The following is a 20,471-nucleotide window of genomic DNA, read 5'->3' as shown; positions in this document are numbered from 1 at the left end:
TTAACCTCTTATATCTTCTGTTAATATTTCATTGTCATTATCTGTAAAGCCTATTTGCTGATCGTCTGTAAGTATTCTAGCTGTAATCAATGTACTTTCTCTATCTGTCGGATTTGGTTCTGTAAAACGTGCCGAAAACACGGCTTTACTACCTTTATGCCATGTGGTAAGATCGCTGAAATTGTTAAGTATCAATTTGTACTCTGTGAACAAACTAGGTATTCGGAACAATAGCAAACCTTTTCTTAGTTCTGCTTCAAATGCTTTTGATCTTTGGTAATACTCAAGCTCTGAACTTGCATCTAAATAGAACATCAGAATAACTTGCCTTTCATCTACTCTCGATTGTCCCGTAAAATATTGCTTGCCATGTTGAGCAAGTGAATCATTGCTTATATACTCTTTTTGAGGTGCGCCCAAACGCAAGGCATCATAAGACCCCTTGCGCAATGTTACACCCCAAGTTAACCAAGCATCTTTATTGTTAATAAATAACCTATTTGTCATACTCCTTCTGTATTTCGCTTTATGTCTGCAATGTCATTAGCCATGTTTGCAATTGGCTTTGTGTAATTCGCTATATCGCTCAAATAGTACATTGACTGTAATTGCGTATTCACTAGAATCTGCACATTATTTGTAATGTTACCGATATTTGCAGAGTTTAGCAACGACCATTGCTCTAGGTTTTTAACACTAGAATCAATGCTTATAACACCTGATAATAAACCACCCATACGAGCATTTAATGCATTTACAGATTCCTGACTTGCTGTGATTTCATATCCACTAGAGCCTGATTGTTGTACTGATTCTGCATTTTCAAGACTTAAACCTATATTTTCGAATATTTTGTTTATTTCTGCGAGTGTTGTTTGCAAAGCAGGAATATTCTTTTCGTAATCAGATGTCAATTGCTCTGTTCTATCCGCTACTAGATTTGCTAATTGCTTTTCGGTCAATTTCCCTGATGAATATTTTTCGTAAATATCTGCAATATCGTCTTGAAATGATCCTACTACTTTTTCAAGTACAATTGTTCTCATCATGTCGGTTACGATATCTCTAAATGTATCAGAGGCATAATTCTTAAAGCTGTCTAAAGCATCTTTCCCACCATCTAGCCAATCCCACAGAGAATTGACCATATTATCAACTAGCGGTTCATATAACGAGCTTACATATTCTCTTAGTTGCTTCAAATATTCATCGTATTGCTCCTTTAAAGAACTAAGTTCTTCGAGTGTTTCTTTGGTTTGACCTACAAGCTTATTGCTGTACTTTTCCATTATAACCTCGTAGGCTTCTTGATTTATCCAACCATCTGCATCAAATAAATCAAACCCAAGTTCTCTTTTAACCCATGTTCTTAAATCCTCTGTTTTCTGTGACTTTGAGCCAATACCCGACCCGAATATCCCCTTTTTACGCTTTCTTGTCTCAATTCTAAGATTATCAACCGCTTTAGCTAATCTTTCATCATATTTATTCCCCAAGATATTAGTACCCAAAGCCCAATCAATGCCACCAAGTAAACCATAATCAAGAATCCCAGTAAGCCAACCGCCCCCTTTTTTGTTCTGATATTTAGCCTGCATTTCATTGAGTTTATCCTCATGCATCTGATAGATTTTTTCTTGCTGCTCTTTATAGTCTTTTAGATTTCGCAAACCATCCTCGCCAAACCATGCTTTTTCCGCTTGAGTAGCTCGTAATACCGCAAGTTCATAATCATTGACAGCATCTTTCAGATCGTTAATACGCTCTATCTTCGCATCATAATCCAAATATTTGTCGTGAGAATCTTTTGTTATACTATTTAGCTTCTGCAATATTTGTATTGCTGATGTAATAACTGCTAGAATTACAGACGCTTTTTCAACGGCTTGTATAGCTCTATTTGCCGCCTGAGATAATCCTTGTATTGTTGTTGTTGATTCTTTGGATAACATCACAATACTATCAATCATGCTCAATGTAGAACTTGATATTTGCCCTGCTGTTTTGAGTATCTCGCCTGCTGTTCCGCCTACTTCATTGCCTATATCCTCAAAGGACTTAGTAACATCAGAAAGAACATTATGTAATTCGCTCCATTCCTTAATAGTTCTTTGCTTTGGTGTCAGCTTCTTATTTACATCTGATATCTCTTTTTCAAGCTTCTTTACTTTAGCACTAGCAATAGCTAAATCTGTATCAGACACACCATCTTGTTTAAGCTGTTCAAGATTGCGTTTAGCTTCAGCTAATAGTGATTTTAATTGATCTAACGACCATGACGCTAACTCATTTACCCAAACTTGATAGGTTTCTTCTCTTGATGCAAATTCTTCGTTGATAGAGTTTAATGTTTCATCACGTTTGTACTCTAGTTCTTGAATTGATCTATCTATCTGATCTGAATTTTCAGGTGTACGTGCTTTTTCTAAGGCTGCCTTTTTATCGTTAAACGTTTTCTGAGCTGCTGCATACTTATCCTGATACGATTGAAATTCATTAAGCATTTCATCGTACTTTTTCTTTTCAGCTTCCTTGCTTGCCTTACTTGCCTTATCTATTGCTTTTAGTGCCTCCTTATCTGCATTTTGATAAGCGGTTTCAATAGTCGTTTCTTGATCTTTCGTCAGTTCTCCTTTTTGTGCGTCTCGCCATTTCTTCTCTTGCTTTCTAAGTTCGGCAATCTTTGCAGCGTAATTATGCTCAATCTGTGCTATCTCTTTTTCAAGACCATCTTGCATTTGATTGATCTCGGCTTGTCTAGCCTCTCTATTTAGCTTTTCTAGTTCGTCAGCTTTCTTTCTGGCTTCTTCTTTGGCTTTTTCTAAATATTTGTTCGTATTTGATGCTTCGCTTGCAGAGCTGCCATTAAGTAAAATATTAAGCTTTTCTTGAGCTTCTTTTAGTTGTTTAGTTTTATCCTCAATACCTTTTGCAAAGTCAAACTGAGTTCCTTCGGCTAATTCATTTGGCAGTTCTCCATTAAGAAGTTTATTGCGTTCATTTATCAACTTTTTAACTTGTTCCCTTGCTTCTGATACTTGTTCGCTATATGTTTTGAATTTAACTGTTTCTTCATTAATACCCTCAGTATTGCTTAATGTTCCGTATATATCTTCTATCATCTTAACCTCAGAATCAAGAATTTCTTTAGAACGTTTCATATTAACTATTGCATTCTGAACAGCATTATTCGAGTAAGATGAAACCGACCCTGCTGCACCATTAGCAGAGTAAATGACTTCATCAAATGAGCTTATAGCTTTTTTTACCTCCTTTGTAAACTCGCTACCTTCGTTAAACGACTTTTTAAAACTATCAAGCAAAAGTGTACCTTCAGCCTCTCCAAATTTCTTAAAGAAAGCGTTACGAACCTTCAGTATATTCTTTTGATATTCTTCTGTGTAAGCGTCTGAGGCTTCCTGCGTGCCCCTCTCTATTGCTCTATCCTTTGCTGCCTGAATAGCTGCCCTTGATATAGCTTTATACGCTCCTTCCACATCTTTAAGAGTACGGATTTCTTCACTTAGCCCCGATAAATAGCTACCATACTTTTTAAGAATATTTTCTTTGGCTTGCTGATATTCATCTGTCCCTTCTTTAGCAGCTTTTAAGCGACCGAAAAGGATATCTAACTGTGTTTGCTCTGATACGATAGTTCTTTCATATTCCTTACTAGTATCTTTTAGCCTTTTTTGCGATTTATCTAGGTCTGTTTGATATGTCACTAGTTTGTATGTAGCATAACCAAGAGCCACAACAGCAGCCGTTACAGCTACATAAGGATTCGCTAGCATAGTCTTATTTAATGCTGCCGTTTTGAACCTTAATATATCCATCACAGCTTGCATTTTAGTCATTCCTGCCATTTGAGCAAGTGTAGCCTGATAGCGTATTTTTTCTACAACAGATAATGCGAGTACAGCCGTTTTATAAGCTCCATAGGTTGCTATTAAACCTATTAGAATTTCGCCTATCTTTTCGTAATTCTTAACAAATGCTGTCATTACATCATAACTTCCAGATATCAAGCCTTCCATGCTTTGACCTAGCTCGTTATGCATGTTCAATATAGCATCTTCAAGTTGTGCTTGTTTCCCTGCAATACCCGAACTCTGCTTATCCATCATACCATAGAAGCGACCACCCTCAGATGTTGCCGATCTGAATGCATCTTCTACCATCTGAACAGTAATAGCACCGCCTTCCATTTCTTTTTTAAGGTCGGCTATTGATTTTCCCGTTTTAGCTGATATTTCCTGTAATGGATTAAAGCCTGCATTGATCATCTGTAACAAATCTTGCCCCATAAGGCGACCTGCTGACGACATTTGCGAGAATGCGAGTGTTAAGGATTGGAATTTTTGCGAATCCCCCATAGAGATATCGCCAATCTGATTAAGAATAGGTATAGTTTTAGATGCTTCAACATTGAATGAAAGCAGCATTTGAGCACCTTTTGAAACATCAGTAACAGATAACGGGCTTTTTAATGCTAGTTCACGCATTTTAGATAGCAACATATCTGCTTTTTCTCTGCTACCAAGCAATACTTCAAATGATGTTTCAAGCATCTGTGTTTCCTTACGAGCTTGAATAATTGCATCTTTGAATCGTAATATAGAATGAACACCGAACGCACCACCTGCGACTGCTGCAATAGACTTAAACGATGTACCTATGCTTGTACTCGCATCTTTACTGACCTTATCCAAGTCTTTTACTTCCGCTTTGGTTTGTCCGACCTTTCCGTCAATGCTAGTAAGCGAATCAACGACCTTGTTTAATTGTTGCTGTATATTGCTTTGTGTTTCTTGTCTTATACGAAACGATTCATCTAGTGCTTTACCCGCCTTCATAGCTGATTGCTCTAAACCCAAGAGACTTTTTTCGACATTTGCGATACCATCCCTTAATTTTTTGTCGTCTGCCGACATTTCAAAACTTAATCCTGCCATTATCTTCCAAATCCTATTTGTTCCCAATGAATAATCTTCGGTTCTTTTTTCTCTTTCTTTTTAGGTTTATTAGTCTTGGATTTAGTTTCGTCTTTATCCTCTAATCCTCTGTATGGAGGTATTGAATTTAACATAAACATTAAGTTCGCAAAGCTTATATTATGCCTTATATCATTACGCGAAAACTGTGTGAATGTTTTTAATATTGCAGTTTCTAAACTCCAAGGGCTGTCTGATCTGTCTCTTTCGTCTGTTTCAGAATGTTCTGACCTTGTAGGGAAATGATACAATCCCGATAAAAAAAAAGCTGCATTTCGTTTATTATGTGTATTATTGCTAGTCTAATCTCTAGTTTTGTAGCTCTATTGTATGCTAAATGAAATGCGTATTTCCTTCTTATCCATGTCGATATAATTCTGAATGGATAGAACCAAGCTTTACTTTTAGCTGTAACACTAACTAGACTTGCCAAGTCTTTGGAATTAGAAAGGCTTAACATATCCTCTACAGTTACCACTTTTGCATCCTTGTTAAGTTCTTTGGATAACCTCGAAATCAACACACTTATATACTGTGCATCTGACAATGACGCAGGAAACATTCGCACATCCTTACCACCTAGCTTAATACTGTATGCTCTTTCCTCTAATGAATTATATACTAGTTCTTCACTTGTCATAATAAATTCTTTTATGTTATTTGTTGCGGTAGGTACGATTCGAACGTACGATCTTCAGGTAATGAGCCTGACGGGATAGTCCACTTCCCCACTCCGCAATATTGTAAAAGCGGTATATTTCAACCGCTTTCATTTTAACCTGCTACTGGTTCTGTTACCTTAGTGATCTTAACGTTACCTAGTTCGTTACCTTGACTATCAACATTAGCCAAAAGAGTAACTTCGAAACTGATTGCAGCCAAATCCTCTTTTGTAAGAGTTGTTGCATCTGTTGCTTTTACCTTAACGGGTAGATATTGATATACTTTAGCGGGATAATCTTGTACCTTACGTGTCCCCACTTCCATATAAAGCTCTGGAATCTGATAGCCTGGTATCTTTATCCAAGCATCTTCGCCTTCCACTTTCTCATAGCCCAAGAAAAACGCTTTTGTATCTTCGCTGAAGTTGTACGATTCGAATGCGATAGTCGTTTTACCTTTCTCGCCGTCAAGCGTCATAAACACTTCGTTCAAATCCTCACAATTAATATCTGTGGTTTGATCATCTTCTTTACTGTACGCATAAGAAGTCATTTTGATATGCGTAACACGATGAACACCCGCCCCCGATGCTCCTATTGCGGGGAATGCGCCATTTGCGGGTTTCGCTCCGAATAATATATAGTCAATACCATATACTACATCTACTGCTGTATCTGCCATATTCTTTATTTATTTACTTTGTTTTACACTTAATATTTCACACACTAAACTCACATAATGGTATCGCAAATCGGGTTCATTGACTATTGTTTCTTGAATGTTTAGGATCGCTATATTGCCTATTATCGCATCATCTAGGATAGAATGAAGTTTGTTTGACATCGAGTTAAGTAGCAATATGTTTGGCTGTGTCTGATCGTCTACTTTATTCAGATTCGCAGCATAAGCGCACACTTCAATAAATCCACCTTCTTTAAGACCGCCATCACCTCGTTGTCTCAAAGATTTTACTAGATAAAATTTAATAGGCAGGTTTTTAGACGGATGCGAATGAGGGTAAACCGCCGTATTATCAGTCAGTTTAGCGACTATCTCTCCCTGAATCGCTGAAATCACATCTAAACTTGTTGTCGCTTTCATTTGCTTTTGAATTTGCTTGTTAAATCGTCAAACATCTTTTTAGCTACATCTTCGGCCTCTATTTGTGTACCGATTAGCACGTCATATCCTGCTTTCTCTACATATTCAGCGTAGAACATACCCGCAACGAATATTAATACATAACCTTTGGAGTATTGATTAAGTAAGCTTACAGCGAACTTGTAACCATCGTTTGCACCTTTTTCGCCATCCTTTTTGGGTGGTTTAGCATTATTCTCGTTCGGGTCAAAGCCATATTTCGAAAACTCTTTACCATCCTTTGCGATTATATAGCCTACTGAGCTTCGTAGATTCCCCGTTCTGTCAGTATAATATCCATTATCACGGGCGAAACCGATACAGTGCATACCTACTGCATTAAGCGTGCGAAGTATCACTCTTTCTACATCTCGCTCTGCTTGTTTTGCAGCGTCTTTAATGACCTTTCTACCATTGCCCGTCATCTTTATACCCATAGCCTCGAATGCTTGAAATCTACACCACTATTTCGCTTTATCTCGCCCCTTAGTCTCAGCGTTCCATCTGTGTCTCTTATCTCTATTCTTTCCCCTGCTTGTATATCCGTTCTAAACGGTGTAAAGATTACAGACGAACACACTTTTATTTCGCCATTATCAAGTCTTATTTCTTTTGCAGCACCTAATACTTCTTCGTAGCAATCACAGATAAATACAGCTTCCTCGCTGCCTTCTATAATCACATCTTGACCGAACTCGTCTTGTACTGTTGTACTGCTTGTAATAATCCCGTATAACTTGTGTGGGTATCTGTTCAATCTTCTCATAGTCTTCTTATTTGGGGTACTTGATTTGCTTCGACTAAAGGACTTGATAAGCCCCATTTGCGATAAATACCATTTACATAAGTTGTCAAAGCACCGAAGTCAAGGGATTCGCTCATATCGCCTTGCGACCAACTACTAGGCTGCTTGGTAATAATATTGTTGATTATCCATTTAGCTTTGTTGATCTCGAAAGACTGAGTAGAAACAAACTTTTCAATATCCTCTACTTCTTTGTTTGCATCTAATCCCATTTTTTGGATCTCATAATTAAGCTGATCTTCGCTAAGACCATAACCTGAGTATTCCATTCTAAAAACTTCGATAACTTTCATAGTGCTTTGATTTATAGGGGAGCTGTTTATTTCTCCCCTTGTTTTGATTTTACAACTTTCTTTGATTTCTCTTTTACTGTCTGCGCTTCTACTTTGTCGGCTTTCTTTTCTTCTACTATTTCAACCAAACCACGCTTAGATAGATAGTCTATTCTTTCTTTCGGTCTGGTAATAGTCGTGCCTTTCTCTAGCTTTAAACCTCTACTCTCCGCATCGTAAAAGTCGATTAAGACTGTTGCTCTTACTTCCATGATTACGCTTCTATTTTTGTAGTATCTATCTGATAAATACCATTAGAATTTTCAAGTACCGGCAATGCGTGAGTTTCTGCCATAGTCCAGATTTTGAACGTTTTGTTTTCTTCTGAAACTGAATAGTTACGAAGTAGAATGCTCAAATCTTGAATACCCAAGAAGCTCTTATCATTAGGATTTAGGTTACGTGCAATCGCTTCAACAGTTTGTGTATGTGCAATAGCACCAACCTCTGAACTAGGTGTAAACGTTACAGTACCCGCCTTCCATCCTTCAACATCTTGCTTGTGTCCGCTTTGAAGCTCCTTTGTAAAGGTTTCATCCATAATATAGATAGTAGCTTTGTAGCGTCTATCCATATACTCGTTAACTTGGTCAGGCAATAGACTTCCTAACTCCATTAATGAGTTTTTAGATGCAGCGTAAGCCTTAACAAGTCCTTCGTCTTGTGCAAGCGTATCGAAAGTCGTTGCATCCATAAAGATTGAACGAACAGTGCTCTTAGAAGCTTTCATCACTTTATCGATATCCTCAAGCGTCAACTTTCCTAGTGTTTTTACACCGAACTTATTAGCTGTCGGAATCTGATAATCCCAAGTAACACCATCGAGATTAACATTATTACCTCCATTGTCAATGCTAGTAATCGAAACAACACCTAGCGAAAGAGTACGATAGAAGTCATAGTTTAGACGATGAAAAATAGCATCAATATTCGCTTGGTTACGAACATCAAGAGTACGAGCAATAACATCAACGGGTGCGTTTTTGCTCCAATCGTTTAAAATCTTTCTTGTCTGTGTTTCGTTCAGCGTCTTTTGAGTGCCGACAATATTAATCTTACCGATTAGGTACTTCATATCGTCAAGCGTCTTTTCTGTACGCTCTGAATCCTCTGTTCTTCGGTCAGCCATCACACTCACATTCACGCTTTCAAGCACCTCGAATATATTTGTGTCATATTCCTCTTTACGCATGAATTTAAAGATGCCGTACTGATCTTGCTTTGCTCGATAGTATGCTAGTGCATTTTCATAAGACACTTGCAAAACATCATTCCATTTTTTCCCTTGTAGTATCATTATCTAAATTCTATTTTTAATGCTGTTTTCAATGTCGCTTTCAATTCATTGCTGTATGTTGGTAAACAAGCGTCTGTTATCACAACACCTTGTGTCATCACACCTACTAGAGGCTCTTCTTTTGGTTTCGTATTCACAACTACACCTACATATTCAGCACCTTCAGGTAGTGCAGAATAAACATACTCTTCGCCTGATTTTTCGATTGGTGCAGGCTTGAAACCTGATGCATCCTTGATAACCAAAGAACCCGCACGGATATAATCAAGCGGATAGTTCGTCATATCAAGATTTACCCCACTTTGCAGACCTGCTACATAAGTTGGAATAGCCTTTCCGTCTAATTTGTCAGGGACAATAAAATCCCGTCTGTGAATCATTTCTGTCATTTCTTCTCAAATTTTTTTCTGAACTCTTCTTCTTTTTTTGCCACTCGGTTCATGTTTAAACCTTCTTGTGGTTTGGTGTAACCTGATGCGGGGATATATGAATTTTCCCTTGCTCTCTGTTCAGTCACACTCGCTTCTGTTTCACGTAAAAACTCTTGGAACTTTTCTTCATCCACGTTATCGCCTAAAAGACTGTAAGCCGATTTAATCGGTTTTGCGAAAGTGTCGCTAACTCCGTTTAAGATCTTGTTGAATACTTCGTCACGCTCTTTCTTTTTGGTTGCTAATTGGTTTTGAGTGAATGAGCTTTTGAGCGTTTCAATTTCTTGTTTGTTTTGCTCTACATAAGCCTTAAACCAATTAGGCATTCCATCGCCCCCCTGAGTAGGTTGCGTTTGCGTTGTCTGCGTTGTCTGTGTCTGCTGTGTTTGTTCCGATTTCTTTTTCAGTTCGTCTAGTTCCTTTTGAAGTGTGGCTTTTTCGCCTCTCACTCTATCACTTTCGCCCTGAATAAGTTTCATGTAGCCTTCTACTCCTGCGACTGCATTTTCGATTTGGCTTTCGTCTGTAATGGTTTTTTCGAGCGTATCAGCCACCCCATTGAAGGCTGAATCTTGCAAACCCAAAGTCTTATACTTTGTTTTTAACGCTGCTAAAATCTTTTCTTTCATGTGTATACACTAATTAATTTAATAATCGTTCAGTACGAATATAGGTCAATTATTGTATCAATTCGGACGGCTTTACTCTGATTTGTTAACAACAAAAAAAAGCGCGTAACCTATTGGCTACACGCTCACTTAAATACTATCATTTGAATTGTTACTTAAACTTGAACTCTCCTATCAGTTCCCCGTTAAAATATATCTTGTTTTTCTTTATCCTTACTTCGCCTTCTGCATTTTACATGAACGTGGCTACTTCTCTCGGTGTTGTGAATATTGCATGGTTATTTATCTTTATGTACTATCTTCTTTTTAAGTAAAAATGTTTTGCTTCTATTTATGTGAGATAGTTCGGATATAATTTCCCAACCATCTTGACCAAGTTTTTGTAACTCTTTTATATCCCAGTAAAATCTTCCACTGTATGTGCGGCTCATAAAAACAGAGCATGTTACATATTCAAATTGCTCAATCATGGTTATTGTTTTGATATTCACTAATTCATCTACCGATAGCCCTATCTCGTCATATTCACTCGTTTTATTCCAATCCGATTCTATTTGCGATCTTGGTGTACTTTTGAAATAATCCTTTAATTGGTCTAATAAGCTACACATGGTTATTGTTTTAGTTGGTTATTGTATCTTTCTCAATTATGGTGTATCTAGTTACCTTATGAGTGTTCAGAAAGTCGTTAATTGAATCGAGTTGATTAATTATTGACCTTTGACTGTCTATTAGTTCGCTTTGCGCTTTGATCTTTATTTTCAGCTCTTTTATAATCATATCTTTACACACTCCTGATATTATTGATATGATACCCGCAATAATCAAAGCGATGCTTATAAATAAATATATTTTATCTTTTTTCATCTTACTGTTTGTTTAGTAGTTGTTCGGCTTTGGCTATCAATTCATCTAGTCTGTTAGCTTCTGAGTAAGATGTTGATGTAGATAAATTGAAGTTGCATCTAGGTACTTGTTCTACTATCTCCTTCAACGCTTCTCTCAGCTCTTGAACTTCTTCGTCACGGGAATGGTAGCCTGATAGAAAAGATTTATAAACTGCTGTGTGAACTTCTGATTCGACATTGTCAACTGCATAATTAGGACATTCCATATCCGCATACTCTCTCGCTTTTTCTTCGGGTGTCGAGTTATCTTTGACATCTGATTCAGTTGTTAAGGATTGCTTAACTACTGAAATTATCTCTTGCATTTCTGATTGAGTGAGAATAAGATCGTGTTCGTTCCGCATGTGATCGAACAAGTCTTGTAAATATGGTTTTTCTTCGGGTGTTTTATTGTTATTCATGGCTTTTTCAGTAAAGTTGTATAAATCCTTTAACTTCTCCCATAGATCAAAGTCTACATCATCATGTTTAGATAGCATATATAAAGTATCGTCGGCACTTTTACATTCTCCTCGTAATAGAACAGGACAATATTCGTCGCATCCCGACATTGACCCATAATGAAAACATTCATCGGATGTTATAAATCCGTGTTGACCGCTTTCGTTTAATGTTCTAGCAAAGTTCAGTTTTTCTTCACTCATTTCTTTTCTGTTTTGTTGATTCGATTTGTTCGATTATCTTGTCTTGCTTTTGCTCGATTCTATCTAGTTGTTTTGATATTCCTAAGGATGTCACAACGAAGAAGAAAACCAACGTAATAACTAAATAAACATAAAGCCTTTCTATCTCTTTTAGTATCTTCTTTTCCTCTTTCATACTCAAAATAATTATTTCCAATAAGTTGTAAATCGTTCTGAAGTTTTATCACTAGGTCTAACAGCATATCTACCAAATTGAGGGCTTGATTCTAAACCTGAGAATGCGCTTTTATGCCTAATTCCTTTTCTGTATGCTCTTTTGGCTGCTTCTTTTGGGGTTCTAGCTAGTACTGTTGTGGCTGGTTTGCCATTTGTTGAAACTCCGAATAAATCAATACATGACGTAATCCAAACATCATAGTATCTGACTAGTGATCTTAATTTCTTTATATGCTTTACTTTCATACTCGGTGGGGTTAATATTTCTTACCATGCTTGTGTGGTCTTGTAGCGTTATATTTCAATTTCAATTCTACGTGTTGCCATAGGTCGATAGAATTAAGTACACAATAGGCATCTATAGCTCTTATCACACTTGAAATAATATCAAACAAAAGGAGCTTATTCATTTTCCATCTAGATTCGAATATACATGACGTTATATTAAATATTATCTCTGCAAATTCAAATCTCTTTTCTTTATAACTTAACTTTTTGTCCTCTCCAATATTTAATTCATACTGAATAGGCATCTCTCTCAATCCCGCCAAGTCAAGCAGACGAATGACTGCATCGGCTAGTTCATCTTCTACTGTGTCTTTAATTGTCTGTTCAAAATCAGCTTGAAATGCTCTAGTTCTAGGCAAGTCACTCAAAGGGTTACGGCTCTCTTGTTTCCTGTTGTATCTTTCTAGTTTGGCTCGTTTATTCTTTCTGTCAGCCTCTACAGCTTCGGATAGTTCGGTTATCACAAGCATTAAAAGAGTTTCATTGCTTCTTTCTTCATCATGGAAGCCCTTAGCTTTATTGGCTTCAAATACTTCTTTTGCTAATTTATTTAAGTCTGGTCTTTCTTTCATCTCTTTTGTTCTAGGTAGGTTAGTAATTCGTCTAACTAAATATATCTTCTAATGATTCGCCACTCTGATAGAGCTTTATTATTTCTTTTATTGTATCATCATCAAGCGATAGCGATCTTTCCGATTCATTGTGAGTAATCATAGAATCATTCCCTGAGCATATATCAACAGAACATTTTTCAGAGAAGTCATTTGTTTCACATATACTATCCAGGATGAATAACACATCTTGTGCTGTGTCATGAGATTTATTAGCTAGTACTTCTGCTTTGCTTAGAGTTTTTCTTATTCTGCCTAACTCTTTCAGTCTTTTCGCTTGTTCGTATGTTGTAATCATCTTATCTATTTGTTAATGGGTTGCCACTCTATAATTTCAGCATCTTCTGAAAGAGATTCTAATGGGATTCTCCAGAACCAATCTCCATTTCTGATTCTCATTCGATTACCTAAATGTAAACATCCTTTGTTATCAAGTATTATCACAGACTTTGTACTCTCTCCATTACAAGCTGTCTTAGGTTTAATGCAAAGAATATCATTCTCTGGCAACTCTTCCTCTACCTTTCGCCATCGGGTAGATTCTTGTATTATTTCAATACCTTTCTTTAAGCCTTCATAAAAAGCCTCTTTCACATTAAAGAAGCCTGAAACACAATTATTAAAGCGTTCTGCTTCTTCCTCTATCGCTTTCTTGATGTCGTTAGTCATAGCGTTTATCTATAATCATACATTACGTTTTTACCATCAATCCACACATTAGAAGCTCCAGTTCTACGTTTTACGCTATCTTTAAAGACATAAATATTATCCTCTAATACTTCTATTCGCTTTTCTAACGATTTACACTTTTCGCATTCCTTTTCTTCTTTATATCCAAAGAATGGAGTTGCTTCATATTCTTCTATTGCGTCTAGATGATCGGCAAATCTTTTATATATCTCGTAAACAGATTTGTATTTATCAGTGCTAATTTTGATTCCGTGTTCTTCAAGAATTTCAATTAGTACATCTGTATTTATCCTATCTTTTTCGCTAATATTTTCCATCATTCTTTCTCATTAGTCATATTCAAATTTCTCGTAATCAAATGTATAACCACAGCTATCACACTTTACCCAAGAAGACGATACAAAACCGAAGTCCATATAGCTACACTCTTTTGTTAGTAATGTGGATTTGCACTTAGGGCATCTGGGTCTGTCTTTTTCTATGGATATTATCTCCATAGATACATTTGCATCATATTTTTTATTCAACATATCTTTTACCTTCTGTTCTATTTGCTCCTCTTTAAGATGAACTGGGCATTCTATCTCTCCAGTTTCATTTATTGAGAATCTATATTTAACCCGTCTAATGTCGTTTTTCATAATTCTATCTCGTTTAAGTTTATTGCTAGATTTTGGTCGATTAATCCGTAAATATCGTAGTGGTTTGCAAAGAGGTAGTCGAATAACTCAAACTGATTAATCAAGTAGTGAGTTTCGGATTCTCCATCGTATAAAAAGAAGTTCCCGCCTTTGTTATAAGAAAATTCAGTCAAGGAGTTTAGGAATACTGTCCCATCATATTTATTTATGTGGCTTATATCACAAGTTATTCCAACGCTCTTGCAAGCTATCTTCGCCAACTCGACTATCGCCACTTCTCCGTTGATCTCTTTGTATAGGTCGGACATGGGGCGAAGGATGGGCTTCATTTCCCAATAATTTGAACAACACCAATGTTTATTGTCCTTTTGTTTAGCTCTTATATAAAGACCAAACTCTATTCCAACTTCGACTACAGTACATATATGAGTGTCAGACATTCCTGTGGCTTGTACTTTCAACCCATACGGCAAGTACGGGGCTATATGTTTTAATTCTAGTTTCATTGTTTTATCTAGTTGGGTTAGGGTTGGTTTTAAAATGTTCTTGTAATTCGGGTAAGGCGGCTTTGTGAGCTTTTATTTGATATTCTTCCTCTTGATTTTTACCTATATAATCGTTGTCAACAGAAAATAGGAAATGACCTTTTCTCCATATACAAGCATCACCATCACGCGTAAAAGTATCTTCATCTGCTACAAACCACTGCATATAATCGCTATCGTCACGCATGGCTGTTACAGCTTGGAATAATTGAGAGTTTCCGAGACAGTTAATGTTATAAACACTAAAGTCGTTTATTCGGCAAGAGCAGAAATACCATTTATCATTTATAGCCTTATATGTGTATATATACTTGTTGAATAAGTCATAATGATAGCCTTCCTCATACCCCAACTTCTCCAACCACTCCCTCATTTCGGGTGTGTTCTCTGTAAATGCACTGTACATAAATTTCATAGCTTCACTCTTTTACTATTCTTAAATTCTTTCTACTCCGAAATAAGCGGTCTTATCACTCCATCCCGTGTCGTCATATTCTAGTGCTGAATCCTCAGTTTCAAAATGGTAAGGATAATTCAATCCTTCAAGTTCTTCGTCTGTTAGCTTTCTTCTAACTCGAATGCCTATTGCAAAATCGTCAGGCATATTTTCTATGACTTCTTTTAAGTCTTTTATGGTTCTTATTATCATAATTGTATCAAATCGGATGTTATACGGATATAAAAATTACTTGCTTCTCTTTCGATTAGCTTTCTTTGGAATGAATATAGGCGAAGGCTTATATTCTTTTTTGCTCGATATATAAATCATACTACCTTCTTTCTTATAAATCTCTTTTGTTTTCATATCAATCAATTTGCTTGTTATTACTATTTCACATTACAAATGTAATCAAGATTGCACAAAATGCACAATCTTTATAGTTAACCTTTGTTAAAGTGCACATTGTTTGCATTTTTGTTTGTATCTTTGTTGTAGAGAAATAAGGAAGTAAAAGTTTATAATATAACTATATATGAGCAAAAGACTAGAAATACTTAAAAAATCGCTTGAAAAGAAACAAGCTGAATTTGATAGAAAATTGAACACTCATATTGCAGATGTGAAAAGAGCGAACGGACAGCCTTTGAATGATAAAAGGAACGGACACGTTACACTTAATAGATGGGAAAGGCAAAATGATAGCCTTAGGAATCTGAAACAAAGCATTGAGAAAACAAAAGATGCTATTGAATTAGAGGAAGCAAAGATACGAGGTACTGAAACAGCAAAAGAAACAATGCCAAAAGAATTAATCAATCTTATCGAGAATGGAACGATAACACAATGGCGCAAACATCCTAATACATTCTTTGTTAATGGTGTCGAAAAGGCTCGTATGGTATGGGATGCAAAGAAAGGATTGATATGTCATAGATATGTTTCAGCTATTACCGATAAAGAACAAAGACGCATATTTGCGAGCGTTTACAATCCATTAAATGAGGTGTTGAATAATAGACTATAAATAACTTTTAAATAGAATGGTATGCTACAAGAATTATTATTACTGAAAGAGGCTTACGAAAACCGACTAATTCAAGTCAATAGGTCTATTACAAATGACTTTGATAAAGAATACAACGCTCGAATGGAAGCCAAAGCCGCTTGTTATAGAACGTTTATAGCTGAACTGAATAGGGTAATTAGTAAAGTTTAATAGTATATTTACAGAAAATAAACGGATATGAGAATAGCATTTACGATTAAAGCTAAAGATTGCAACCTACTTGATATAAAAGAGGTTCATTTATTTAACAGCGAAGATGAAGCTGAAAATTACATTCCAAATAATGGACGTGAATATGAGATAATTGAGGTTCATTTGAAACCTATTTCAAAATCTCATACTGAAACACAATCAGAATAAGTATAACTCACTAGTAATCAATAAACGGATATGAAAACATTTAATATTAATGAGAAGATAAAGTTAAAACTTACTGAAAAAGGTAAGCAAATAGTTGATAAAGAAGGTTATTCGTGGTTAAAATATGATAATGATGGATTTATTGAAATGCAGATGCACGAAGCCTTTAATTTCTTTGGAAAATACCTTAATATGGGTGGCTCTATACCCTTTGAGACAAACATTTATATTAATGACAATGATTTAAAGGATGCAAAGCCATGATACAGCCGAATGAGATAAGAATAGGGAATTGGGTTATGCACAATGGAAAGGCATATCAAACGACATCTATATATGTTTATAATCCAATTAATGCCGATAGATATGTTTTAGTCAGATTAAACACAGAACAAGGAGTTAATACAAATGATTTATACCCCATCCCCCTAACCGAAGATAGAATGATTAAGTTAGGTGCAGAAAAATATACTCCTGATAATACGTACAAGCTAGATGGTATCATTATCGACTTAAAGTTAGGCATTGCAATGTTAGATTGTGAAAACTGCACACCATTATTAGGAATCTGTAAATATCTACACCAATTACAGAACATTTATTTTATAAGAAAGAATAAAGAACTAGAAATAGAGTTATGAAAGAGATAAGCAAAGAAGCATTTGACAAGCTCTCAAAAGAGTCACAAGAAGCATATTTGAAACATTCTATTAAAGAGCTAGAGAAAGAAATAGATAATTTCATTACTTCGGAAGTGGTTAATGATATTCTAAACGATGATAGCTTTAATATCCAACCTTCTCAAATCAAACCTCTATCTGAGGATGCTTGTAATGATATGCTGATAGACCTTCATTTGATGAGAAAGAACGCAAAAGAAACAGAGGAAATACTTACCAAGTTACATGTATTTGGTGCTGATAAGAACTTACCTGAATCTACTGATGCACATAGTAGAGAGGATAAACAGCAAAACAACAAATAAATGAACATCACACTCGACTAATTTTTGCAAGTAGCAGAAGCTTGCTTTAAACCTGATTATGCTTATCTATTGAGACATGAGTATGATCGTATGTTAGTAGATAGAAAAGACGACACTTTTCTATTGAAGAATTGGAAAGAAATAATATTAATGATAGATACAAAAAAGTCTGATATTAATATAGTAAAAGATGGAGTTGCAAGATATGCTGACTTTAATAAACAAGCCGCCATCCGCAAAATGGAAGAGCTGGGGATAATTGATAAACTAAAATCATAATATATGAACACAATACAATCAATATTTACAATTCTAGTAGATGGTAAGGAAATTAAACACTATTCTACTGATACAGCAAAGGTACTCAAAGAGCAAATAGACTTCTTTTTAGATAGTGCAACAGACGAAAGCAATATGACTATAAGCGATGAAAATTCGTCAATACACGTTACCGCAACAGCCTTAAAAGATAGCGTTTGGAGTGTCAATAGTGTTAAGCAGCCAATAGTCCAAGATTTATTTTTTAAGTAGTTGATTTATGTTTTATAAAAAGCAAACCGCAAGGCTGTACACTCCCTGCGGTTTTTATTTGCAGACCACGAACAAAACTAATTGCCGTTATCCGATTCCCTTCTTTCGATTGAAAAATGGACTATATCACTACACTAAACACTCCTTAATAGCTTTGAATTATCATAATCAGACTTCTTTACTCTCGATATTGCACCACATTTACATCTGAATGTTTGGTATCTGCCAACTGTTGTATAATATGGTTTTTCTTCGGTTAGATCAGTAGACCCACAGTTAGGACAAATATGCTTATTAGCATCAAAATAAAGCCCAATATTCGCATGACCTGAAATCCAAGGGCGAAGTATCAAATAAACTTCTTCAAGCAATGTAACATCCCTATCGCAATATTCTGACATATATTTAAGGCTGTCTTCACTACCTCCCATTGATTCAGACCACAGCTCAAAAGATGTATGTAATTTATGATCTAAACCAAAATAGCCTGCTAAAGCATCTAATCTATTAGAGTTAAAACCAAACTGTTTGCGTACAACTCGTAATGTGTCGACTGTCTTATAAGTTGATGGTCTTTGCAATCCATGTATAATAAAACGGCTATTCATTCGTGGAATATCGAAACGTTCAATATTATGTCCGATAACTATTTCAGCTTCATTAAGCAAGTGCCAAAGGTCACTAACTATTCGCTTATCATCTTCTTTTATTGCTTCGTCAGGTGTTAGCACTCCCGAAATAACGTTATCGTGTCCTAACCACTTTGCAGACCAACAAAGAACATAAGTATTACTGATAACCTGATTAAGAGCAATATTGTTTTTCCAATGCCCCCACACATAAGCTCGCATAGGTGCAGTTTCAATGTCAAATAACAAGACTTTAGGTGTGTACTGTTCTGACTTCTTAGCTTTGTTCTTTCTTTTGTTGTGCTTTGAGATCATTTTACTGATAGATCGCCTAACTGAATCGTCAGGTCTACCGAAGTTTGAATACTTAGCAATGACGAATCTTGCTAGATCGGTTTTATTTTGGTATTCCCCACTCTCCCATAACTTCAAAACCTCGTCTTTATACGAATGTAATCCTTTTCCCATATTACCCAACTATTTGTTTTATAAGCTCGATATTATCCTCATAGAAATACGGCTTGTTTTTATACTTGCTAAAGCGTTCGTGATTCATTTTAAGCCACTCTTTGCTGTGCTTTGATAAATCAGTTACCGCATTAACGCTTTTTGTTGTTGGTTCTTTTCCTTCTAAAATCAATAGGTTATCTTCGGTTATTTCGGATATAGTTTTTATGATGGGAACACGATAGCATTTACAGTTAGGATGCCATGAATTCCACTTAAAGGTCTTTGGATATTTACCCGCCATAGCATCGCAAACCTCTTGCAAACTGCCATATCTAGGAATCCAATATTTTTGTAGCCAAATTTGATGTGAGTTAGATGTTTTAATCTCATACCCTACAACAAAATCAAGTCTATCTATCTTTTCTGTTTCTGCGTTTCTGTACGCTAGGTTTGTTTCATTCGCTACAAGCCTTTGCGCTTGTTTCTTGACGCTTTTAGGTGCTTTGCTACCCTTTGCAGCTTCTTCTATTTGTCGTTTCTGTAAATGCTTCTTTAACTCTACATCTGTAAGCTTGTTTATATGGTCGGCTTTAATCTCGGGCTTTTCAAGATACTCAGCTATCCGTTTACCTATATTTACTGCGCTATCGCCTTTATTTATACCTATCGCTATTGTTTCTTCGACCTCACGAAGATATTTATTTGACATTAGCCAAGTACGACCTTTTAGCGTTCTACCTTTTGATATATTACGCTTAATGAAAGCTTCTTTGGCTGCTTCGTTATGACTAAGATATTTTTCTAGTCTGTTTGTTGGTGTATTCGGAAATACAGTTTTAATAATTGGCTCAATATCGTTATTTGCTTGCGTCCAAGCTGTTTTTATTGAATTGATGGTGTGATTATATAAAGCAACCTGCAAACTCTCTCTAATCGGCTCAAAATAGGTCTTTATATTTGGGTAGTCTGATAGCTTGAAAGGTTTATTTGTATCTACCTTGCCATTTATCCAATCCCGATAAATCTTTTCTACCTCTTTTTGATGGTCTTTAAATATATTTTCTATTTTTTCGTCAATAGCTTTAGTACCAAACAGCTTTAGAGAATGTCGTTGTTGTTTCTTGACATACTCTCTTAATGCTTTTTGTAGCTGTTTGTTGGTGGGTTTTGACAT

Annotated in this window: 36 protein-coding genes and 1 tRNA gene; 8 read left to right on the top strand and 29 right to left on the bottom strand. The window is 35.9% G+C overall.

The genetic code is table 11. The features are described from left to right. From C1A06_RS13540 to C1A06_RS13420, 27 genes are all read right to left on the bottom strand, one after another. Complete coding sequence (locus tag C1A06_RS13540; protein ID WP_101690754.1) at positions 1–507, bottom strand: hypothetical protein; 507 nt, start codon at positions 505–507, stop codon at positions 1–3. After that, on the bottom strand, positions 504–4,955 hold the full coding sequence (locus C1A06_RS13535) for a tape measure protein (RefSeq protein WP_101690753.1): 4,452 nt from the start codon (positions 4,953–4,955) through the stop codon (positions 504–506). The genes C1A06_RS13540 and C1A06_RS13535 overlap by 4 nt, the downstream gene beginning before the upstream one ends. Next, complete coding sequence (locus C1A06_RS15300; protein ID WP_281253969.1) at positions 4,955–5,089, bottom strand: hypothetical protein; 135 nt, start codon at positions 5,087–5,089, stop codon at positions 4,955–4,957. Before C1A06_RS15300 ends, C1A06_RS13535 begins: the two co-directional genes overlap by 1 nt. Before the next feature lie 80 nt (positions 5,090–5,169). Beyond that, complete coding sequence (locus C1A06_RS13530) at positions 5,170–5,634, bottom strand: hypothetical protein (RefSeq protein ID WP_101690752.1); 465 nt, start codon at positions 5,632–5,634, stop codon at positions 5,170–5,172. A gap of 23 nt (positions 5,635–5,657) precedes the next feature. Next, positions 5,658–5,732, bottom strand: a tRNA-Met gene (locus C1A06_RS15130). A 36-nt stretch (positions 5,733–5,768) separates the two neighbouring features. Further along, positions 5,769–6,338 carry a hypothetical protein gene (locus C1A06_RS13525; protein WP_101690751.1) on the bottom strand — a complete coding sequence of 190 codons (570 nt, stop codon included), beginning with the start codon at positions 6,336–6,338 and terminating at the stop codon, positions 5,769–5,771. Between the two features lie 9 nt (positions 6,339–6,347). Further along, the gene (locus tag C1A06_RS13520) at positions 6,348–6,758 is read right to left on the bottom strand and encodes a hypothetical protein (RefSeq protein ID WP_101690750.1); all 411 of its coding nucleotides are present in this window, start codon (positions 6,756–6,758) and stop codon (positions 6,348–6,350) included. Continuing rightward, entirely contained in the window at positions 6,755–7,234 is a 480-nt protein-coding gene (locus tag C1A06_RS13515; RefSeq protein ID WP_101690749.1) for a hypothetical protein, read from the bottom strand. The genes C1A06_RS13520 and C1A06_RS13515 overlap by 4 nt, the downstream gene beginning before the upstream one ends. Then, the gene (locus tag C1A06_RS13510) at positions 7,225–7,563 is read right to left on the bottom strand and encodes a hypothetical protein (RefSeq protein WP_101690748.1); all 339 of its coding nucleotides are present in this window, start codon (positions 7,561–7,563) and stop codon (positions 7,225–7,227) included. Before C1A06_RS13510 ends, C1A06_RS13515 begins: the two co-directional genes overlap by 10 nt. Continuing rightward, entirely contained in the window at positions 7,560–7,895 is a 336-nt protein-coding gene (locus C1A06_RS13505; RefSeq protein ID WP_145996416.1) for a DUF6706 family protein, read from the bottom strand. The genes C1A06_RS13510 and C1A06_RS13505 overlap by 4 nt, the downstream gene beginning before the upstream one ends. Before the next feature lie 26 nt (positions 7,896–7,921). Then, positions 7,922–8,146, bottom strand: coding sequence for a hypothetical protein (locus tag C1A06_RS13500; RefSeq protein ID WP_101690746.1), 225 nt, complete (start codon positions 8,144–8,146; stop codon positions 7,922–7,924). Positions 8,147–8,148: 2 nt separating this feature from the next. After that, entirely contained in the window at positions 8,149–9,231 is a 1,083-nt protein-coding gene (locus C1A06_RS13495; protein WP_101690745.1) for a major capsid protein, read from the bottom strand. Beyond that, a complete protein-coding gene (locus tag C1A06_RS13490) occupies positions 9,231–9,620 on the bottom strand; it encodes a hypothetical protein (RefSeq protein WP_101690744.1) in 390 nt (129 codons plus the stop codon). Before C1A06_RS13490 ends, C1A06_RS13495 begins: the two co-directional genes overlap by 1 nt. Further along, a complete protein-coding gene (locus C1A06_RS13485; protein ID WP_159461426.1) occupies positions 9,617–10,240 on the bottom strand; it encodes a hypothetical protein in 624 nt (207 codons plus the stop codon). The genes C1A06_RS13490 and C1A06_RS13485 overlap by 4 nt, the downstream gene beginning before the upstream one ends. Before the next feature lie 329 nt (positions 10,241–10,569). After that, positions 10,570–10,902 (bottom strand): hypothetical protein, encoded by a 333-nt coding sequence (locus C1A06_RS13480; RefSeq protein ID WP_101690742.1) that lies wholly within the window; start codon positions 10,900–10,902, stop codon positions 10,570–10,572. 10 nt (positions 10,903–10,912) lie between these two features. Beyond that, positions 10,913–11,158, bottom strand: coding sequence for a hypothetical protein (locus C1A06_RS13475; protein ID WP_101690741.1), 246 nt, complete (start codon positions 11,156–11,158; stop codon positions 10,913–10,915). A gap of 1 nt (position 11,159) precedes the next feature. Further along, a complete protein-coding gene (locus C1A06_RS13470; protein ID WP_101690740.1) occupies positions 11,160–11,843 on the bottom strand; it encodes a hypothetical protein in 684 nt (227 codons plus the stop codon). Further along, complete coding sequence (locus C1A06_RS13465; protein WP_101690739.1) at positions 11,836–12,018, bottom strand: hypothetical protein; 183 nt, start codon at positions 12,016–12,018, stop codon at positions 11,836–11,838. Before C1A06_RS13465 ends, C1A06_RS13470 begins: the two co-directional genes overlap by 8 nt. An 11-nt stretch (positions 12,019–12,029) precedes the next feature. Continuing rightward, positions 12,030–12,305: a hypothetical protein gene (locus C1A06_RS13460; protein WP_101690738.1), complete on the bottom strand. Its 276-nt coding sequence runs from the start codon at positions 12,303–12,305 to the stop codon at positions 12,030–12,032. An 11-nt stretch (positions 12,306–12,316) separates the two neighbouring features. Continuing rightward, positions 12,317–12,919: a nucleoside triphosphate pyrophosphohydrolase family protein gene (locus tag C1A06_RS13455; RefSeq protein WP_101690737.1), complete on the bottom strand. Its 603-nt coding sequence runs from the start codon at positions 12,917–12,919 to the stop codon at positions 12,317–12,319. Between the two features lie 31 nt (positions 12,920–12,950). Beyond that, complete coding sequence (locus tag C1A06_RS13450) at positions 12,951–13,256, bottom strand: hypothetical protein (protein ID WP_101690736.1); 306 nt, start codon at positions 13,254–13,256, stop codon at positions 12,951–12,953. 5 nt (positions 13,257–13,261) lie between these two features. Further along, on the bottom strand, positions 13,262–13,627 hold the full coding sequence (locus tag C1A06_RS13445) for a hypothetical protein (RefSeq protein WP_101690735.1): 366 nt from the start codon (positions 13,625–13,627) through the stop codon (positions 13,262–13,264). 5 nt (positions 13,628–13,632) lie between these two features. Then, positions 13,633–13,968, bottom strand: a complete 336-nt coding sequence (locus tag C1A06_RS13440) for a hypothetical protein (RefSeq protein WP_145996414.1) — start codon at positions 13,966–13,968, stop codon at positions 13,633–13,635. A gap of 9 nt (positions 13,969–13,977) precedes the next feature. Continuing rightward, complete coding sequence (locus C1A06_RS13435; protein WP_101690733.1) at positions 13,978–14,289, bottom strand: hypothetical protein; 312 nt, start codon at positions 14,287–14,289, stop codon at positions 13,978–13,980. Then, a complete protein-coding gene (locus C1A06_RS13430; protein ID WP_101690732.1) occupies positions 14,286–14,795 on the bottom strand; it encodes a hypothetical protein in 510 nt (169 codons plus the stop codon). The genes C1A06_RS13435 and C1A06_RS13430 overlap by 4 nt, the downstream gene beginning before the upstream one ends. 4 nt (positions 14,796–14,799) lie before the next feature. Beyond that, a complete protein-coding gene (locus tag C1A06_RS13425) occupies positions 14,800–15,249 on the bottom strand; it encodes a hypothetical protein (protein WP_101690731.1) in 450 nt (149 codons plus the stop codon). A gap of 21 nt (positions 15,250–15,270) precedes the next feature. Then, on the bottom strand, positions 15,271–15,483 hold the full coding sequence (locus C1A06_RS13420) for a hypothetical protein (protein WP_101690730.1): 213 nt from the start codon (positions 15,481–15,483) through the stop codon (positions 15,271–15,273). Between the two features lie 325 nt (positions 15,484–15,808). Here C1A06_RS13420 and C1A06_RS13415 point away from each other — a divergent pair, with 325 nt between their 5' ends. The 8 genes from C1A06_RS13415 to C1A06_RS13385 are packed head-to-tail and all read left to right on the top strand — an operon-like array spanning position 15,809 to position 18,218. Continuing rightward, positions 15,809–16,300: a hypothetical protein gene (locus C1A06_RS13415; RefSeq protein ID WP_101690729.1), complete on the top strand. Its 492-nt coding sequence runs from the start codon at positions 15,809–15,811 to the stop codon at positions 16,298–16,300. A 21-nt stretch (positions 16,301–16,321) separates the two neighbouring features. Then, positions 16,322–16,492 carry a hypothetical protein gene (locus C1A06_RS15125; RefSeq protein ID WP_159461425.1) on the top strand — a complete coding sequence of 57 codons (171 nt, stop codon included), beginning with the start codon at positions 16,322–16,324 and terminating at the stop codon, positions 16,490–16,492. A gap of 27 nt (positions 16,493–16,519) precedes the next feature. Then, positions 16,520–16,702 carry a hypothetical protein gene (locus tag C1A06_RS13410; RefSeq protein ID WP_101690728.1) on the top strand — a complete coding sequence of 61 codons (183 nt, stop codon included), beginning with the start codon at positions 16,520–16,522 and terminating at the stop codon, positions 16,700–16,702. Between the two features lie 30 nt (positions 16,703–16,732). Next, positions 16,733–16,966 carry a hypothetical protein gene (locus C1A06_RS13405; protein WP_101690727.1) on the top strand — a complete coding sequence of 78 codons (234 nt, stop codon included), beginning with the start codon at positions 16,733–16,735 and terminating at the stop codon, positions 16,964–16,966. Next, complete coding sequence (locus C1A06_RS13400) at positions 16,963–17,343, top strand: hypothetical protein (RefSeq protein ID WP_101690726.1); 381 nt, start codon at positions 16,963–16,965, stop codon at positions 17,341–17,343. The genes C1A06_RS13405 and C1A06_RS13400 overlap by 4 nt, the downstream gene beginning before the upstream one ends. Continuing rightward, entirely contained in the window at positions 17,340–17,687 is a 348-nt protein-coding gene (locus tag C1A06_RS13395; RefSeq protein ID WP_101690725.1) for a hypothetical protein, read from the top strand. Before C1A06_RS13400 ends, C1A06_RS13395 begins: the two co-directional genes overlap by 4 nt. Positions 17,688–17,711: 24 nt before the next feature. Beyond that, entirely contained in the window at positions 17,712–17,966 is a 255-nt protein-coding gene (locus tag C1A06_RS13390) for a hypothetical protein (RefSeq protein ID WP_101690724.1), read from the top strand. 3 nt (positions 17,967–17,969) lie between these two features. Then, positions 17,970–18,218 carry a hypothetical protein gene (locus C1A06_RS13385; RefSeq protein WP_101690723.1) on the top strand — a complete coding sequence of 83 codons (249 nt, stop codon included), beginning with the start codon at positions 17,970–17,972 and terminating at the stop codon, positions 18,216–18,218. A 134-nt stretch (positions 18,219–18,352) separates the two neighbouring features. Here the strand turns inward: C1A06_RS13385 and C1A06_RS13380 are convergent, their stop codons facing one another. Continuing rightward, a complete protein-coding gene (locus tag C1A06_RS13380) occupies positions 18,353–19,315 on the bottom strand; it encodes a ribonuclease H-like domain-containing protein (protein WP_101690722.1) in 963 nt (320 codons plus the stop codon). 1 nt (position 19,316) lies between these two features. Then, positions 19,317–20,471: a hypothetical protein gene (locus C1A06_RS13375; RefSeq protein ID WP_101690721.1), complete on the bottom strand. Its 1,155-nt coding sequence runs from the start codon at positions 20,469–20,471 to the stop codon at positions 19,317–19,319.

Source organism: Dysgonomonas massiliensis, from assembly GCF_900240225.1.
In the GTDB taxonomy this organism is placed as follows: domain Bacteria; phylum Bacteroidota; class Bacteroidia; order Bacteroidales; family Dysgonomonadaceae; genus Dysgonomonas; species Dysgonomonas massiliensis.
Note: the sequence above shows the minus strand (reverse complement) of the source record. Positions and strands in the feature narration are given on the sequence as shown.